19 protein-coding genes are annotated in these 16,368 nt (G+C 47.3%); 1 reads left to right on the top strand and 18 read right to left on the bottom strand.

All coding sequences use genetic code 11. The features are described 5' to 3' along the window. Positions 1-72 precede the first annotated feature (72 nt). The 9 genes from iscX to H6995_03155 all read right to left on the bottom strand — a co-directional run bounded on the left by iscX (position 73) and on the right by H6995_03155 (position 6,487). Positions 73-273 carry a Fe-S cluster assembly protein IscX gene (gene iscX, locus H6995_03195; protein MCP5213997.1) on the bottom strand — a complete coding sequence of 67 codons (201 nt, stop codon included), beginning with the start codon at positions 271-273 and terminating at the stop codon, positions 73-75. A gap of 24 nt (positions 274-297) precedes the next feature. Beyond that, on the bottom strand, positions 298-639 hold the full coding sequence (gene fdx, locus H6995_03190) for an ISC system 2Fe-2S type ferredoxin (protein ID MCP5213996.1): 342 nt from the start codon (positions 637-639) through the stop codon (positions 298-300). A gap of 26 nt (positions 640-665) precedes the next feature. Further along, positions 666-2,567 (bottom strand): Fe-S protein assembly chaperone HscA, encoded by a 1,902-nt coding sequence (gene hscA / locus H6995_03185; protein MCP5213995.1) that lies wholly within the window; start codon positions 2,565-2,567, stop codon positions 666-668. Between the two features lie 42 nt (positions 2,568-2,609). Next, positions 2,610-3,149 carry a co-chaperone HscB gene (hscB, locus tag H6995_03180; protein ID MCP5213994.1) on the bottom strand — a complete coding sequence of 180 codons (540 nt, stop codon included), beginning with the start codon at positions 3,147-3,149 and terminating at the stop codon, positions 2,610-2,612. Positions 3,150-3,213: 64 nt separating this feature from the next. Further along, a complete protein-coding gene (gene iscA, locus H6995_03175; GenBank protein ID MCP5213993.1) occupies positions 3,214-3,537 on the bottom strand; it encodes an iron-sulfur cluster assembly protein IscA in 324 nt (107 codons plus the stop codon). A gap of 61 nt (positions 3,538-3,598) precedes the next feature. Beyond that, positions 3,599-3,988, bottom strand: coding sequence for a Fe-S cluster assembly scaffold IscU (gene iscU / locus H6995_03170; GenBank protein MCP5213992.1), 390 nt, complete (start codon positions 3,986-3,988; stop codon positions 3,599-3,601). 33 nt (positions 3,989-4,021) lie between these two features. Next, a complete protein-coding gene (locus H6995_03165; GenBank protein MCP5213991.1) occupies positions 4,022-5,236 on the bottom strand; it encodes an IscS subfamily cysteine desulfurase in 1,215 nt (404 codons plus the stop codon). 56 nt (positions 5,237-5,292) lie between these two features. Then, a complete protein-coding gene (iscR, locus tag H6995_03160; GenBank protein ID MCP5213990.1) occupies positions 5,293-5,787 on the bottom strand; it encodes a Fe-S cluster assembly transcriptional regulator IscR in 495 nt (164 codons plus the stop codon). A gap of 172 nt (positions 5,788-5,959) precedes the next feature. Further along, positions 5,960-6,487: a class I SAM-dependent methyltransferase gene (locus tag H6995_03155; protein MCP5213989.1), complete on the bottom strand. Its 528-nt coding sequence runs from the start codon at positions 6,485-6,487 to the stop codon at positions 5,960-5,962. 163 nt (positions 6,488-6,650) lie between these two features. Between H6995_03155 and hemN the strand changes: the two genes are divergently transcribed. Next, a complete protein-coding gene (hemN, locus tag H6995_03150) occupies positions 6,651-8,042 on the top strand; it encodes an oxygen-independent coproporphyrinogen III oxidase (protein ID MCP5213988.1) in 1,392 nt (463 codons plus the stop codon). A 10-nt stretch (positions 8,043-8,052) separates the two neighbouring features. On the opposite strand, the gene H6995_03145 is transcribed toward hemN, so the two are convergent. The 9 genes from H6995_03145 to narH form a co-directional block, all read right to left on the bottom strand. Further along, positions 8,053-9,306 (bottom strand): molybdopterin molybdotransferase MoeA, encoded by a 1,254-nt coding sequence (locus tag H6995_03145; GenBank protein ID MCP5213987.1) that lies wholly within the window; start codon positions 9,304-9,306, stop codon positions 8,053-8,055. Then, the gene (gene moaB, locus H6995_03140) at positions 9,303-9,869 is read right to left on the bottom strand and encodes a molybdenum cofactor biosynthesis protein B (protein ID MCP5213986.1); all 567 of its coding nucleotides are present in this window, start codon (positions 9,867-9,869) and stop codon (positions 9,303-9,305) included. The genes H6995_03145 and moaB overlap by 4 nt, the downstream gene beginning before the upstream one ends. 95 nt (positions 9,870-9,964) lie before the next feature. Next, positions 9,965-10,858 (bottom strand): U32 family peptidase, encoded by an 894-nt coding sequence (locus H6995_03135; GenBank protein MCP5213985.1) that lies wholly within the window; start codon positions 10,856-10,858, stop codon positions 9,965-9,967. Between the two features lie 60 nt (positions 10,859-10,918). Next, the gene (locus H6995_03130) at positions 10,919-11,914 is read right to left on the bottom strand and encodes a U32 family peptidase (GenBank protein MCP5213984.1); all 996 of its coding nucleotides are present in this window, start codon (positions 11,912-11,914) and stop codon (positions 10,919-10,921) included. A gap of 12 nt (positions 11,915-11,926) precedes the next feature. Next, positions 11,927-12,403: an SCP2 sterol-binding domain-containing protein gene (locus H6995_03125; GenBank protein MCP5213983.1), complete on the bottom strand. Its 477-nt coding sequence runs from the start codon at positions 12,401-12,403 to the stop codon at positions 11,927-11,929. 31 nt (positions 12,404-12,434) lie between these two features. Then, positions 12,435-13,259, bottom strand: coding sequence for a peptidylprolyl isomerase (locus H6995_03120; protein MCP5213982.1), 825 nt, complete (start codon positions 13,257-13,259; stop codon positions 12,435-12,437). Between the two features lie 107 nt (positions 13,260-13,366). Beyond that, positions 13,367-14,050 (bottom strand): respiratory nitrate reductase subunit gamma, encoded by a 684-nt coding sequence (narI, locus tag H6995_03115; GenBank protein MCP5213981.1) that lies wholly within the window; start codon positions 14,048-14,050, stop codon positions 13,367-13,369. A 27-nt stretch (positions 14,051-14,077) separates the two neighbouring features. Then, on the bottom strand, positions 14,078-14,815 hold the full coding sequence (gene narJ / locus H6995_03110) for a nitrate reductase molybdenum cofactor assembly chaperone (protein ID MCP5213980.1): 738 nt from the start codon (positions 14,813-14,815) through the stop codon (positions 14,078-14,080). Positions 14,816-14,821: 6 nt separating this feature from the next. After that, the gene (gene narH, locus H6995_03105; GenBank protein ID MCP5213979.1) at positions 14,822-16,360 is read right to left on the bottom strand and encodes a nitrate reductase subunit beta; all 1,539 of its coding nucleotides are present in this window, start codon (positions 16,358-16,360) and stop codon (positions 14,822-14,824) included. Positions 16,361-16,368 lie beyond the last annotated feature (8 nt).

Below are 16,368 nucleotides of genomic sequence, written 5' to 3'. Positions count from 1 at the left end.
CAAAGATCAGTTTCAATCGAAATGAGATAAGATGGCTCAGTTAACTACTGAGAAGGGATTGTCGTCCTATGCCTATTCGGCTTCTTCTATCCAAGCTGCTTGAATGGCCTCCAAAATTTTCTCGCCACAATGATTGGGATCGTCATCAAAATCCTCTAACGCCATCACCATGTCGCGCAAATCCACAAAATTGATGGTCAGAGGGTCAACATTATCATGCAAATCCACTAACTCTATTGCTATATCCTGCACATCAATCCACTTCAGACTCATGCTACACCTCTGTATTAGGGGTTGTTAAATTTTGGCTTCAGACACCTGATTGATGGTGTATTTCGGAATCTCAATCACCAAATCTTCTTCACCCACTGCTACTTGGCAGCTTAGGCGTGAATCAGGCTCTAGCCCCCAGGCTTTATCCAGCAAATCATCCTCTAGCTCATCCGACTCTATCAGTGAACCAAAACCCTCTCTGACAATGACGTGGCAGGTTGTGCAGGCGCAAGACATTTCGCACGCATGCTCGATTTCAATATCATTTTTGAGCGCAATCTCGATCAGGTTATCGCCGGTTTCAGCCTGAATCACAGCGCCTTCTGGGCAGATTTCGGTGTGGGGTAAAAATATTACCTGTGGCATTGGTTTATCCTACAAATTATCTATTGCTACTCTTGTTGGTCCCGTGCTTGTTTATCCAGCTCCAGGTTATTCAAAGATTTTCCCGATAACGCTTTTTTGATGCTTGCGTCCATACGGCGAGAGGCAAATTCACTGCTAGCATCACTCACCTGCTCTATTTCTCGGGTAATCTCGTTAAGATCTTGACTGGTGAGGGCGCGCATCAAAACAGCTATTTTGCCTGTCAGTAGCCCACGCTCATCAGGGCTAAGCAGTTCATCACCATCTTCAGCCAAGGCATTAGTCACGCTGGCCAGCAAGGCTTCTCCTTCCACTTGTTTTTCACGTAATTGCCTTGCGGCAACGTCATGCTGTGCATAGTCAATCGAGTCTTTGATCATCTGGGTAATTTCTTCGTCATTCAAGCCGTACGAAGGTTTCACCTGAATGCTACTCTCGGTGCCGGTACTTTGCTCTTTGGCGGAAACACTGAGAATACCATCAGCGTCCACTTGAAAGGTCACTAAAATGCGCGCTGCACCAGCTACCATTGGCGGAATGCCCCGTAATTCGAAACGCGCTAACGAGCGGCAATCACTCACTAGCTCACGCTCGCCTTGTAAGACATGAATTGCCATGGCGGTTTGACCGTCTTTGTAAGTGGTAAATTCCTGCGCCTTGGCAATCGGAATGGTGAGATTACGCGGTATAATTTTTTCCACCAAACCACCCATGGTTTCAATACCCAAAGACAACGGATTGACATCCAACAGCAGCATCTCTTCGCCGGACTGGTTACCCACCAGAACATCCGCTTGAATCGCCGCACCAATGGCTACCACCTCATCAGGGTCTATCTCTACCATCGGTCGCGAGCCGAACATTTCAGCAACCCGAGAGCGCACATAGGGTACCCGGGTTGAACCGCCGACCATTACGACATCATCGATATCCTGCTCCTTAAGTTTGGCATCTCGTAGAGCACGCTTACAAACTTTCAGCGTTTTGGCCACCAATGGCTCAATCAGCTGTTCAAATTCAGCTTTAGTAATATCGTACTGACAGGTTTCCTGACCCCAGCTAAAACTTAAACTGGTTGTTGCTTCTGTGGTCAGCCGCTCTTTCACCTGACAGGCCAGCTGCAACAGATCACGCGATTCGGAATGATTTAAATTTTGTGTTATGCCCGCTTTCTGCACCAGCCATTCGGCAATAGCGTGATCAAAGTCATCACCCCCTAAAGCCGTGTCACCCGCCGTAGATAACACTTCGAAGACACCTGCTTGTAATCTAAGAATTGAAACATCAAAGGTACCGCCACCCAAATCATAAACCGCAATAATGCCTTCTTCTTTTTTATCCAGTCCATAAGCGACGGCTGCTGCAGTCGGCTCATTCAACAGGCGCAGCACATTTAAACCGGCAACCTTTGCGGCATCCTTAGTTGCCTGGCGCTGTGCTTCATCAAAATAGGCTGGCACCGTAATCACCGCACCGTCCAGCTCACCGCCGAGCGCTTCGCCACCTCGCAGTGCTAGCACTTTTAATATTTCTGCGGAAACATTGACCGGACTGACATCGCCCGCGACAGTTCGAATATAGGGCATTCCGCCCACTTCTTTTTCAATAAACTCATAGGGCATCTGATCGCGAAAGGTTTTGACATCAGCCACACCTCGGCCCATCAATCGTTTCACTGAGCTAATAGTGTTTAATGGGTCCTGCTTGGCAGCTTGTTTCGCTTCCTCGCCAACAACCACACCATCTTTACTATAGCGCACCACCGAGGGTAATAATTTTCGCCCCTGCAAATCCGAGATCACCGCCGCACTGCCGCTACGCACCGTTGCAACCAGTGAGTTTGTTGTACCTAAATCAATACCCACCGCAAACTTATGCTGGTGGGGCTGAGGGCTTTGTCCGGGTTCAGAAAGCTGTAACAGGGCCATAGGTAATTCTCTAAATCTCTGCAGTGTCCATGGGTGAGCTAATTAATAATCGAGCAGCTCTTCCTCTAAGCGCTCCACTTCATGTTGCATTTTAACGATAAACTGCATTTTTTTAACCTGTTCGGCAGCTTTATCCAGTGTTTCTGGTGATATTTCTGCCAGCTGTTGCCTGAACAATGTCTCGTAATCCTGTAATTGCTCTCGTAGCTTACTCCCGATTTTCTCCAGCGCTGACTCAGGATCAGTGGAGTGGCGCGCTGTTTCGAGTTCCTCGCGTAGCTCAATTTGCTGCATTAGAAACGCCGGATCCATGTTGGTTGAATTGTCTTCACTCAAATCCATCCCTTTCAACTTGAGCAGATAACTGGCGCGCTTTAGCGGTGAAGAAAGTGTTTCATAGGCTTCATTAATGTTCGCGGTATATTGCATTGACAGCAGCTGATCACGTTTCGACGCATGCGCGTGGCGATCTGGATGAGTATTACGTTGGATATTGCGGTAAGTGCGGGAAAGCTGGTTTAGGTCGATATCAAATTGTTCGGCTAATCCGAATAATTGAAAATGATTTTGCGAGACTGACACAGAATATATACGCCTTCATAAATATCGCTTTTGCGCTGCGAATTAGGAATTTCGAACTGTATACCTAGATATTAAAACTCTCACCACAGCCGCATTGGCTACTGACATTGGGATTAGTGAATTTAAAGCCTTCATTAAGCCCTTCTTTGACAAAATCCAGCTCGGTGCCATCCAAATAGGCCAAGCTTTTTGCATCAACAATGACCTTGACTCCGTGTCCTTCGAACACTCGGTCGTCCTCTGCCACTTCATCAACAAACTCCAGCACATAGGCTAACCCGGAACAACCACTAGTACGCACACCCACGCGAATACCAATACCTGTACCACGCTGATTAAGTTGTCGCGAAACGTGCGCTGCCGCCGCTTCAGATACTGTTATCGCCATATAAATTCCTAGCAACTTTGGGTTGATTCAATTTTAATCTGCCTGAGTGCAGCGAGATACCTCAGGATTTAGTTTCTCGCTTTCGCCTCAGGTCAGAAATGGCCGCCTTGATGGCGTCCTCCGCTAACACCGAACAATGGATTTTAACAGGAGGTAACGCCAGCTCCTGGGCAATATCCGTATTTTTAATCTGGGTCGCTTGATCCAGGGTTTTACCTTTAACCCATTCAGTCAGCAACGAGCTAGACGCAATTGCAGAACCACAACCATAGGTTTTAAACTTGGCGTCTTGGATGATATCGTCGTCACCCACCTGAATCTGCAAACGCATCACGTCGCCGCAGGCTGGCGCTCCGACCATACCGGTACCCACATCATCCGCATCTTTATCCAAAATGCCAACGTTACGTGGATTTTCATAATGTTCTAATACTTTATCACTGTATGCCATTTTCCTAACCTCTCAATACTGTCTTTAGCTGGCTTAGTGCGCAGCCCACTGGACAGTTGATAAATCAATTCCATCTAGGTGCATTTCCCACAAAGGAGAAAGCGACCGCAGTTTTTCCACGGCCTCACGCACGTGGCCAATCACATAATCCACTTCTGCTTCGGTGGTAAAACGACCGATCGAGAAACGAATCGAACTATGCGCCATTTCATCACTTAAGCCCAGGGCGCGTAATACGTAAGAAGGCTCGAGGCTTGCCGACGTACAAGCCGAACCCGAAGATACCGCCAAATCCTTTAACGCCATCATCAACGACTCACCTTCGACAAAATTAAAACTCACATTGAGAATACCAGGTAAGCGCTGATTAGCATCACCATTAAGATAAACTTCTTCCATATCGGAAAAACTATCCCACAATTTGTTTTTCAATTTTAAAATGCGCGCATTATCTTCCGCCATTTCTTCCTTGGCAATTCGGAAGGCTTCGCCCATACCCACAATCTGATGAGTCGCTAGCGTACCCGAGCGCATACCGCGCTCATGCCCACCACCATGCATTTGTGCTTCAATACGCACACGTGGCTTACGTCTGACATACAAGGCACCAATACCTTTGGGGCCGTATATTTTATGTCCTGAGAAAGACATCAGATCGACTTTAATACGTTCCAGATCAATTTCCACTTTACCGGCGCTTTGTGCGGCATCGACATGAAAAATGACACCTTTACTGCGCGTAATTTCTCCAATTGCCGCGATATCAGTGATCACACCAATTTCATTGTTTACATGCATTAACGAAACCAGAATTGTATCATCGCGCATTGCCTCTGCTACTTTCTGCGGTTCGATAATACCCTGTGCGTCTGGCGTCAAATAAGTAATTTCGAAACCTTCTCGCTCCAACTGTCGACAAGTATCCAGCACCGCTTTATGTTCAACTTTCGAGGTGATGATGTGCTTGCCTTTTTTGCCATAAAAATGCGCGACACCTTTGATAGCTAAATTATCTGATTCGGTTGCACCAGAGGTCCAGACAATCTCCCGTGGATCGGCATTAATCAGTTCAGCCACCTGCTTGCGGGCATTCTCCACCGCCGCCTCAGCTTTCCAGCCGAAGACATGAGAACGCGACGCCGGGTTGCCAAAATTACCCTCCAACTCCAGGCACTCAATCATCTTTTTCGCAACCCGATGATCCACCGGTGTTGTTGCGGAATAATCCAAATAAATAGGTAATTGCATTAATATAACTCCAAACTCAGTCGCTTCATTCACACATTTAGACAACACTGCTCTACTTAAAGGCTTGCCTCTATATCAATCAAATCCGCAGACTGTCTTTGATTTGATCTTTGAATATCAATGGCCTGACGTTTCGCCACAGCCCGCACCTCATTCCGCCGCACTAAATCACCGAGGCTGATTTTACTTAAAAAATCATGAATTTGGCGGCTCAAATCACTCCATAAATGGTGGGTTAAACACTCACTACCATGCTGACAGTCGTTGTCGCCTCGACAAAGTGTTGCATCTACCGACTCGTTGACCGCATCCACCACCTCAGCAACACTAATAGCATTGCCTTCACGCGTTAACTGATAGCCACCACCAGGGCCACGTACACTTTGCACTAACTCCCGCTTACGTAGTTTTGCAAAGAGCTGCTCCAAATAGGACAGAGAAATATCCTGCCGCCCCGAAATATCAGCCAAACTAACTGGCCCTTGGGTGCTATGCAAAGCCAAGTCAAGCATTGCTGTTACGGCATATCTGCCCTTGGTGGTTAAGCGCATAACAAATCTCTCACTGCCTCTTATTAAATCATGAGCTTATTATGTTAAAACCAACCATTTTAGTCAAGTATATATCCGATTAAATTAGTAGGTTATTATGAGCCTGTAACTTTAATATAAACCGAACTCGACAGATGAAGCGCTTGCCTGGATAGCTCAACATCAATACGCATTAGTGTTTAATTGCGCAGATGGATTGCACAACGCGATCAGGATTTTCTAAAAATCCTTCTTGAAAATCAATCACTTCCATTGATTGCCCAAAAAAAGCTCTCAGTTCGCCCGGTGCGAGTAAGAAATCTGGATTGGCAGGCCGACCATAGCGCTCATTACCCTGAGCAAAGGTTCGATATATTAACACTCCACCTTTTTTAAGGGACTCTTCTAACCTAGCTAGAAGCGGTCGGTGTAAGTAATTAACCACGATAATACCGGAAAACTGGTCACTCTCGAACGGCCAGGGCGCCCCGTTTTCTAGGTCATACTCCAGAATTTTAGCATCTTTATTCACGCCTAAATCGGCGACCCTTGAAACATCCCGATCTAAAAAAGTTACCCTGTACCCTAAACCTAAGAAAAGACGTCCGTGACGACCTCCACCGCAGGCCAAATCCAATACCATCCCAGACGGAACCTGTGCCGCATGTTGCACAACCCAAGAGGATGGCCCATTCAATTCTTGCTGATTTTTCAAATTCATAGACTTTACTCTGTGTTGATGCTCATTCTCAGCCCCTGACACCGGCCTTAAAACGACATGAATTATTACCTCAATCCCTTATCGCTAAATCTTGATTTAGGTCATTAGTTAATTCAGCCATTACCCTATTATCTTCCCTACACCTTTCCAACTGGTAGTATCAATGAAGCAATGTGGCCAAACTGTTTGGGATAGTCGTTTAATTCAAAAATACAACTATTCTGGACCTCGCTACACATCTTACCCAACTGCTTTGCAGTTCTCGGGTGCTCTCGACATTGAAAAAATGCAGTGTTCCCTCGCCAGGATAGCCACGAGTGAGCAACCACTTTCTCTGTATTTACACATTCCTTTTTGTGCGCACCTTTGTTACTACTGCGCCTGTAATAAAATTGTGACTAAACGTCATGATAAAGCCGCACCTTATTTAGCTAGACTTTACCAGGAAATCGAAATCAAGGGACTAAGTTTCGAACGAAAACGTATGGTGGAACAGCTACATTGGGGTGGCGGCACACCGACCTTTCTTAATCAGGATGAAATTCATAACCTGATGACGCATTTACGTGCGTTTTTCAACCTACTAGACAATGATTGCGGTGATTATTCTATAGAGATTGACCCGCGCGAATGTACTAAGCAGAAATTGCACTTGTTACGTTACGAAGGCTTCAATCGTATTAGCCTGGGTGTTCAGGATATTGATCCGAAAGTGCAAAAAGCGGTGAACCGCATACAACCGATAGCAATGGTCGAGGACTTGGTTGAGCGCGCGCGACATATAAAATTTAAATCCATTAATATGGATTTGATTTATGGCCTGCCATTGCAAACGGCCAAGAGCTTTGAAAAAACAGTCGCGCGTATTATCGAACTGTCTCCCGACAGGTTATCCGTATTCAATTATGCACACTTGCCAGAGCGCTTTACATCGCAACGTCGCCTCAAGGAAGAAGACTTACCTACACCTGAGGTTAAACTAGCCATACTACAAAATACCATCTCCCAACTTGAAGAAGCGGGGTATGTCTATATTGGCATGGATCATTTCGCCAAACCGACTGATGAGCTAGCCATCGCCCAGCAACAGGGCCAACTGCACCGTAACTTTCAGGGTTACACCACCCACAAAAACTGTGACTTAGTCGCAATGGGCGTTTCTTCCATTAGTCATATTGGCCCTTACATATTCCAGAACAGCCCCAATATGGAAACCTACATCAAGGAGATTGACGCGGGTAAAATGCCTATCGTCAAAGGCCTAGAAGCGAGCCGTGACGATCAAATCCGTGGTGAGGTCATTATGACTCTGATCTGTCATTTCGAACTGGATAAAAAACAGATTTCCGACCAATTCGATATCGATTTTGACCAGTATTTCGCAGATGAAAACGAGCGACTAAAAGAATTCGCTGAGGATGAGCTTATTTATATTGAAGGCGACAGGATTAGAGTATCCCCCACCGGCCGTTTGCTGATACGCAGTATCTGTATGGTCTTTGATGCTTATCTGCCTAAGCAAAGCACAACTACGGCTTATTCGAAAATAATTTAGCTGCTTACGACTAGCGCAACAACTCAGCGTAATGTAAAAATTTAATCCGGTCACCACGCTTGACCGTTGCGCCTGGTGGTACAATAGCGAAACCATTCGCCCAGCAAGTCGATGACATCACACCAGAACTCTGATTATCAAACACCGACACCAGCGATTCACCTTGATCATTATTCTTTACCTGAGCTCGCAAATACTGCTTGCGATTAGAGGTTTTGGTGATTTCAAAATCCGCTGTCATCGTCATCTCTTGCGGTAACAAATCACTCGCTCCCTGATACTTCAGCAGGAAGGGTCGACCCAACAGTACAAAAGTAACGAAGGCAGATACCGGGTTTCCTGGCAATCCAATAATTGGAGTACCCAGCACCTCACCGAAGGCGAGTGGTTTACCCGGTTTAATCGAGATCTTCCACAGGTGTAACTGTCCTAGTTTTTCAACGATCGGCTTGACGTGATCCTCTTCACCGACCGACACGCCACCAGTGGTTACAATACAATCTGCTTCGGTCGCTGCCTTACGTAGTGCCGTCTCAGTCTCTTCACGGGTATCGCCAACGATCCCCATATCCAGAACTTCCATGCCGAGCGACTTGACTAAGCCGCCCAAGGCATAACGGTTGGAATTGTAGATTTGTCCCGTCCCCAAAGGATTGCCGGGTTCAACCAGCTCATCGCCAGTGGAGAGAATGGCGATACGCAGTGGTTTAACGACACTGACTTCGGCAATACCTATCGAGGCCAGCAAACTCAATAACTGTGGTGTAAGTTTAGCCCCCGCTGAGACGATTAAATCACCCACTGTTATATCATCGCCCTTGGGCCGGATATTTTGTCCCGGTTTTACATTTTCAGGAAAAATTACTTGTTCCCCGTCGAGAGTACACTCTTCTTGCATCACCACAGCATTCGCACCTTGCGGAACTTCTGCACCGGTAAAAATTCTTGCGGCCCCCCCCTGCGCTAATGGCTGCGGAACAGCACCAGCTGGAATCCTTTGCACCACAGGCAGGCAACCGCCCTTCGACAGGCTGGCGATGTTTATCGCATAGCCATCCATTGCACTATTGTCAGCAGGAGGAACATTGACCGCCGAAATCTGATCTTCGGCCAAGATCAAGCCCAGGGCATCTTCCAACCGAACCTTCATGGACTTGGTTTGTTTTGGCGCTGCGGCTAAGAGTTGTTCTAGTGCCTGCTCCATCGGCATGAGTTCAGACTTCCCTCCGGCTGGTGTTGCATCGCAACCGCTGCAACTACTCATGAGCGAGTCTCGCAAGCGGTAATTACCGGGGCCTCCGTTGCAACCTTCGCCAACACCATGGCGACAAAATTACAGGGTCGATGACGCGCATCCAGTTGCTCTTTGATGATGCCATCCCAAGCTGTCTTACAGGCATTGGGAGACCCCGGCATACAGAAAATAACCGTGTTGTTAGCAATACCAGCCAAGGCTCTGGATTGTACAGTGGAGCTGCCAATGTCCTGCGCAGAAATTTGGCGAAACAGTTCACCGTAACCCTCCACCGTTTTATCAAACAGAGGTTTCACGGCCTCTGGCGTGCTGTCACGTGCAGTAAATCCGGTACCACCTGTGACTAAGACCACATGAATTTGGCTGTCCGCAATCCACTGTGACAGGACGGAACGTAGCTGGTAAACATCATCCTTAACAATGGCTTTTGTCTGGAGTTTATGCCCGGTCTGCTGGAGTCGCACTACCAACGTATGACCGGAGCTATCGGTCTCTTCGGTGCGGGTATCAGAAACCGTAAGCACGGCAATATTCAGAGGTACAAATTTGGCGTTTTCTTGCGCATGTCCCATGTTTCAATTCTTCCTCAACAAATACTTTGAGCCAAACATTATAACAAGGCCCATTAATTTAAAGCTAAAATTCTTTGTTACGGCGATAACGAGAACTACCCGTCCTGTACAGTGCTCATGCCCGACTGACCAAACCAATAGCCATTGCAGTGCTGTCGGGCAATTAGGCCAGTATCTACTTTGCCTTTATCAAGGCTGTTTCGGAACTGTTGAACGACTTGCTCAGTACCCTCAAATTGCGGACTGATACGTACCACATCCACACCCAAATTGATCATTTCAGGGAGTTGTGGCAACAGGTTATAGCAATAGCCGGACTGAGTTTGAATACCGTTCAAAGTAAATAACTCTTGATCTTCCTGGGTTTCCATCACCACACCATCGGGATAATCGATACAGCTATATCGGCAATCGTCCTTAGGCAGGTTCTTCATCCGCGCCGTAAAGCACCGTGCGGAATAAGCCAAGGGCAATTTGCCATAGGCGAATACCTCTGTCTCAATCTGATCTAAATACCCCATCGCCTTTGCTTCAGTAAGAATATCGCTCAGCGTTTCTCGATTCAGCTCAACAGGCATTACCCAACGCTGCATACCCTGTTGCTGAAGAATTTTTAAGGTATGGGCGTTATAAATATTAATTGAAGAGCCGCTGACAAAAGGCAACCCCTTTTCGCTCAGCATTTGTACGGCCGCCATGTCATTCGCTTCCACCAGAATTCCGGCGTTATTGCTGCATATTTTTTGTAAACCGGACAATTCGGAGCGAGCTTCAATCAAAGCCAAGGTAGATAACACAACTTGCTTACCAGACTCATTTAATTTAACCGCAAGTTCAATCCAGTCTTCGATGCGCAGTTCATGCCGCTTCGAGCAAACCGCTTCGCCCAGATAGATAATATCGACGGAACTATCCAGCAGGCGTTGATAAAAATCCAATACCTGTTGTTTTGGCCAATAGTAAAGAATGGGGCCAACGGAAATTTTCACGGGTTAATTATCTCCAAATGTGTTGAACTGTCCGGCCTAGCCGAACCGACCAATTTCAGTTTATTGCCAAGGCCGGCTGTACGCACCCAGAGTAGTCTGGGTTCCTTCCGAGACCTTGGATAAGCTGTCCATCCACTCACTACGCGGAGTAAAATTATCTCTTTCAATTGCATAGGCATCCAAGGCTTCCCGCCAAACCCGCACAATTTGTTCGACATAGGCTGGGCTGCGTTGCCGTCCTTCCAGTTTAATTGCCTTAATACCCGCCGCACTTAATTCTGGGATTAAACGAATGGTATTCAGACTGGTCGGTTCTTCCAAGGCATTGTATACATGGTCATCCACTTTGAAGCGCCCCTTACAAAGGGTCGGATAGCCAGCATTTTCGCCTTCTCGATAACGATCGATCAGCACGTCATTGAGGCGCGACTCTCTACCCTCTGCGGTTTCTTCCCAACGCACCGCCTTCGCGGGCGAACAGGCGCCGCAGGTATTGGGTGATTCGTCGGTGACATAGGAGGAAAGATAACAGCGGCCCTCTGCCATAATACATAGGCTGCCAAAACCAAAGACTTCCAGATCAACCGGACTTTTCTCCGCCGCCAACTTCACCTGCGCTAAGGACAATACTCGAGGCAATACTGCACGACGGATACCAAAATTTTTATGATAAAACTTCAATGCTTCATGGTTTGTGGCCGAGCCCTGTACCGACAGGTGGAGTGCTAAGTCCGGATACGTATTACAGGCATATTCCAAAACCCCCATGTCAGCGACGATCAGTGCATTCACGCCCAGATCATAGGCGCGATCCACTGCTTCCTGCCATCGCTTCCAACCTTTGGGTTGCGCGTAAGTATTGATCGCAACAAAGACTTTGACCTTGCGATCAATGGCATAATCCAGTGCTTGCCGGGCTTTGCGATCATTAAAGTTCAAACCGGCGAAATGCCGGGCGTTGGTGTCGTCTTTAAATCCCATGTAGACAGCATCAGCACCACTATCAACAGCAACTCGTAAGGCTGGCAAACTACCAGCAGGACATACTAATTCCATCACCAAGGACCCTTAGGCGGCGTAGATAAAGCGACTGACGTGAGACACCGAATCTAGCAGCTGTTTTAGTGGAAAAGGTAGGTTTTCATGATCCAGCGCATCGAGGATATTTTTTACTTCCAGGCCCAACTCAGTATCCCCTTCAATGGTCAACCGACGTTGAAAAAATAAGGTATCCGGATCTTCCTGGCGGCTCACCAACAGAGCAAATTCTCTAGCATTGCCGCTGATAGTGACATCTGCCTCGCCCTCCACTCGCTCCACCTCTACCCTATTACCGCTCAGTGTAATGCGCCAACCAATCTGCATATCCTTCACATAGACTTTAAGCCAACGGCCTTCCAGGCAGTCTAAGTCACCCTCTGCAATCTCTAGTGCGAACACTTGAGACAAGACTTTTTCGAGACTGACCTTTTGGATCAAAAAGGGGCAAACCCGAGCCGACTGGCTAACCAGAGGTTCTACTATTTTTTGTATGAAGGGGTGCATATTTCACTCCGGTGTTCTTGTACTGTGTGCTTCAATGCGTCAACGGTGAATTGATTTCGTCGATATCAATACCTTCGATAGTCGCCTTTTCCATCAAGCCATGGATATACTGCCGCACTGCCCGCCGGTTACCCTGCTCGGTTAGATAACTCACTATTTTTTCTCTCACTTGCTCAAAAGGCAGTGGATCACCAGAGATTTTACGGTCTACCCGGACCACATGATAACCATAACGGGATTCGATTACATGAGCGGCCAACCCGGGATCGAGCATAAACAGCTGGCGTTCAAATTCTGGTGTTGTTTGACCTTTACTGAGCTGTCCCAAGTTGCCATCCGTTTCTTTCGAGGGACAATCCGAATACTGCTTGACCAAGGCCGTGAACTGACTGGAATCCTGCTGTAAAACGGCCAATAATTCTTCAGCTTGAATTTTAGCAGAATCACGTGCTTGCGGGTCCTGCGGATCAGCAGCCAGTAAAATATGACACGCCTCAACAAGATCAGGGCTACGAAAGCGCTCCCGGTTTTGTTCAAAATAGCGGCGACAGCTGATTTCATCCGTTTGCGGCGCTTCAACTTCGGCTTCAATCAAAGAGCGTATCAATGCTTCGCTCTTGGTTTCACTCTCAAATGGTTTGAGTTCCTGGTCCAACCCTTGTGCTACGGCTTCCTGCACAAATAACTCCTGAATGATCAGGGCTTGAGCCGCTTTAGTAATTGCTTCTTCCGCGCTTGCAGCAGGGTGATACTGTAATTCCAACGCTAATGTTTCTTTTGAAATGGTTGCGCCGTTGACGATAATATTTGGCAAATCCTTTTCTATCGCCTGTGTATTCAATGCAGAATTTGACATAGTCTTCACCTTAAAAAACCCCGCAGCTTTAACCGCGGGGCTTCTGTTTTATTCCACCGGAACGACCGACTAGTTGGTCAGATCCGACATTAAACGCTAAAACAGTTCTAAAATACTTTTTGTCTTACCAGTTGGTAATTACGTCCCAAGTACCAGATTGGTGCACTGATGACGTGAACCATCCGCGTAAATGGAAAGACGACAAAGAGCGTTAAGCCAAGTAACACGTGTAACTTATAGATGATATGCACGTTAGCTATCGCTGCTGCTGCTTCAACCGGCTGGAAGGTAACAACACTCTGTGCCCAAGTGCCCAACAGTAACATCACGGAACCGTCCATGTGTTGACTTGACGCAATAATTGTACAAAGCCCCAGTATCAGCTGGGCATAAAGCAGAAGCAAAATCATAATGTCTGATTTGCTACTATTGGCACGTACGCGATCATCTGTTAAACGTCGCTTGATCAGCATAGTCATACCGATCAACGCCAGAAAACCGAATACGCCACCGGATATCATCGCCAACATTTGTTTCGCTGGCGTAGAGATCACATAGTGATAAACAGATTCAGGCGTCAACAAACCAACGAAGTGCCCCATCAGTACGAATATCACACCGACATGAAACAGGTTATTGGCAAGACGAAAGTTTTTGTTGTTTAGCATCTGGCTCGAACCCGCCTTCCAGGTGTACTGCTCACGGTCAAAGCGTATCCAGCTACCGACCAAGCAGACCAGCAGCGCTATATACGGATAGAGACCGAATAATAATGTATTAAAGTAACTCATAGCTTATCTCCAACATCTACTGGCAAATTACAATGGATGGGTGCTTGTGTTAGGCCGCTGCGAGGCGTCCTTAACCCAATGCACCGGCTCCGCAAGATTCTCTTTGGCTGCAAAAGGCCGTGGATTCTGGGATGGGCAAGGCTGTTGATTGTCACCCATACCAAAGGTAATGGCTTCCTCCTCCCAAACTTTATCCAAGGCCTCCGGCGTATCATCTCTCGATTCATTCGCCGCCTTTTCCAGCATTGGCTGGAGGTCGAGCTTCACACCAGCAATCATCAGTAGTGCATCAAACAGACAGTGGTACGGACTTTCTCTTTCCTGCAACCTTGCACTCAGCATCGCCAGAATATGATGAACATCCGCCAAACCTTCGCGGGCATCCATCTCATCGCCTTGGGCTAAAAACTCCAGATATAGTGGAATGTAATCCGGTAGTTCCTTAACGCTGATATTGAACCCTTGCTCTTGATACAACCCCATGAGATCAACCATGGCTTGACCACGATCCCGCGATTCCCCATGAACGTGTTCGAATAACAACAGCGATAATGCCCGGCCACGATCAAACAGACCGACGTAGCATTCCTGTGCATCCATCAGTTCTTGTCCGCACAGAAATGCCACCAGCTCATTGAGTTGGCTGCGCATTGACGGCGAAATTTCTTTCGCCGTTGCTATCGCCGCCGTCAGCTCATCGGCATGAGCCAGCAAGTCCGCACTGGGATAGCTCATCAGCCTTGAGATAACTTTTAATATCTGCATGCTGTATTACTCCCAGACCTGAACGGTATCGATAATATCGCGTCGATTGGCTTTAGCGGCGCCAAACATGTTGATATCACTCTTACCTGTCGAGCAGCCGTTACCGAAGGTAAAGCCACAGCCACCGCGTTCTGCGTAGGCTTCAACCAATGCATCTTCACGGTGTGCCGAAGGAATGACATAACGATCTTCATAGTTGGCAATTGCCAGGTAGCGATACATCTCTTCAACTTGCAAACTGGTTAAGCCAACTTCTTCCAACACCGCCTGATCATCAGCGTGTTCAACAATTTGTGCACGCTTGTAGGCTCGCATTGCCAGCAATCGCTTGAGTGCCAATTTGACGGGCTTTTCGTCACCCGCCGTTAGCAGGTTAGCCAGATATCTCACCGGGATACGCAAGGAATCCACATCCGGAATAATACCGTTCATGCCGACATGGCCCGCATCTGCAGCATGCTGAATCGGTGACAGTGGTGGAACGTACCAAACCATTGGCAAGGTGCGATATTCCGGGTGCAGTGGTAATGCTAACTTCCAATCCACCGCCATTTTGTAGACTGGTGATTGGCGTGCGGCATCCATCACGGAATCGGGAATACCATCAGCTCTTGCTTGTTTGATAACTTCCGGATCAAACGGATCAAGGAAAATTTCCAACTGCTTTTCGTAGAGATCCTGCTCCGCAGGTGCGCTCGCCACTTCTTTGATACGATCCGCATCATAAAGCAGCACACCCAAATAACGGATGCGACCTACACAGGTTTCCGAACAAACCGTCGGCATACCAGATTCGATGCGCGGGTAGCAGAAAATACATTTTTCAGATTTACCTGACTTCCAGTTGAAATAGATTTTCTTGTAGGGGCAACCGGAAATACACATACGCCAACCGCGACACTTCTCCTGGTCGATCAGCACGATACCGTCTTCTTCACGCTTGTAAATCGCACCACTGGGGCAGGACGCCACACAAGCCGGGTTCAGACAGTGCTCACATAAGCGTGGCAGATACATCATGAAGGTATTTTCGAACTGGCCGTAAATTTCCTTCTGGATATTATCAAAGTTCTTATCTTTGCTGCGTTTGGAAAACTCCGTACCCAGGATTTCTTCCCAGTTCGGACCCCACTCGATCTTCTGCATACGCTTACCGGAAATCAGCGAGCGTGGACGAGCGACCGGCTGATGCTTTTGCTCTGGTGCGGTATGCAGGTTCTGATAATCAAAATCAAAGGGTTCGTAATAATCATCAATTTCAGGCAAGTCAGGGTTAGCGAATATATTCGCCAACACGCGGTATTTACCACCAATTTTCGGATTAATAGAACCGTCTTTATTGCGTACCCAGCCACCATTCCATTTGTCCTGGTTTTCCCACTCTTTCGGGTAACCGATACCGGGTTTGGTTTCAACGTTATTAAACCAGGCGTATTCCATCCCTTCGCGAGAGGTCCACACGTTTTTACAGGTAATAGAACAGGTATGACAGCCGATACATTTATCGAGGTTTAATACCATTCCTATTTGAGAACGAATTTTCACTATCGAAT

The sequence above is a fragment of the Pseudomonadales bacterium genome, assembly GCA_024234615.1.
In the GTDB taxonomy this organism is placed as follows: domain Bacteria; phylum Pseudomonadota; class Gammaproteobacteria; order Pseudomonadales; family IMCC2047; genus JAJFKB01.
Note: the sequence above shows the minus strand (reverse complement) of the source record. Positions and strands in the feature narration are given on the sequence as shown.

Excerpts from the sequence above, each read along its gene's own strand:
- iscX (MCP5213997.1), bottom strand. The coding sequence starts at position 273 with ATGAGTCTGAAGTGGATTGATGTGCAGGATATAGCAATAGAGTTAGTG.
- fdx (MCP5213996.1), bottom strand. The coding sequence starts at position 639 with ATGCCACAGGTAATATTTTTACCCCACACCGAAATCTGCCCAGAAGGC.
- hscA (MCP5213995.1), bottom strand. The coding sequence starts at position 2,567 with ATGGCCCTGTTACAGCTTTCTGAACCCGGACAAAGCCCTCAGCCCCAC.
- iscA (MCP5213993.1), bottom strand. The coding sequence starts at position 3,537 with ATGGCGATAACAGTATCTGAAGCGGCGGCAGCGCACGTTTCGCGACAA.
- iscU (MCP5213992.1), bottom strand. The coding sequence starts at position 3,988 with ATGGCATACAGTGATAAAGTATTAGAACATTATGAAAATCCACGTAAC.
- H6995_03165 (MCP5213991.1), bottom strand. The coding sequence starts at position 5,236 with ATGCAATTACCTATTTATTTGGATTATTCCGCAACAACACCGGTGGAT.
- iscR (MCP5213990.1), bottom strand. The coding sequence starts at position 5,787 with ATGCGCTTAACCACCAAGGGCAGATATGCCGTAACAGCAATGCTTGAC.
- H6995_03155 (MCP5213989.1), bottom strand. The coding sequence starts at position 6,487 with ATGAATTTGAAAAATCAGCAAGAATTGAATGGGCCATCCTCTTGGGTT.
- hemN (MCP5213988.1), top strand. The coding sequence starts at position 6,651 with ATGAAGCAATGTGGCCAAACTGTTTGGGATAGTCGTTTAATTCAAAAA.
- H6995_03145 (MCP5213987.1), bottom strand. The coding sequence starts at position 9,306 with ATGAGTAGTTGCAGCGGTTGCGATGCAACACCAGCCGGAGGGAAGTCT.
- moaB (MCP5213986.1), bottom strand. The coding sequence starts at position 9,869 with ATGGGACATGCGCAAGAAAACGCCAAATTTGTACCTCTGAATATTGCC.
- H6995_03130 (MCP5213984.1), bottom strand. The coding sequence starts at position 11,914 with ATGGAATTAGTATGTCCTGCTGGTAGTTTGCCAGCCTTACGAGTTGCT.
- H6995_03125 (MCP5213983.1), bottom strand. The coding sequence starts at position 12,403 with ATGCACCCCTTCATACAAAAAATAGTAGAACCTCTGGTTAGCCAGTCG.
- H6995_03120 (MCP5213982.1), bottom strand. The coding sequence starts at position 13,259 with ATGTCAAATTCTGCATTGAATACACAGGCGATAGAAAAGGATTTGCCA.
- narI (MCP5213981.1), bottom strand. The coding sequence starts at position 14,050 with ATGAGTTACTTTAATACATTATTATTCGGTCTCTATCCGTATATAGCG.
- narJ (MCP5213980.1), bottom strand. The coding sequence starts at position 14,815 with ATGCAGATATTAAAAGTTATCTCAAGGCTGATGAGCTATCCCAGTGCG.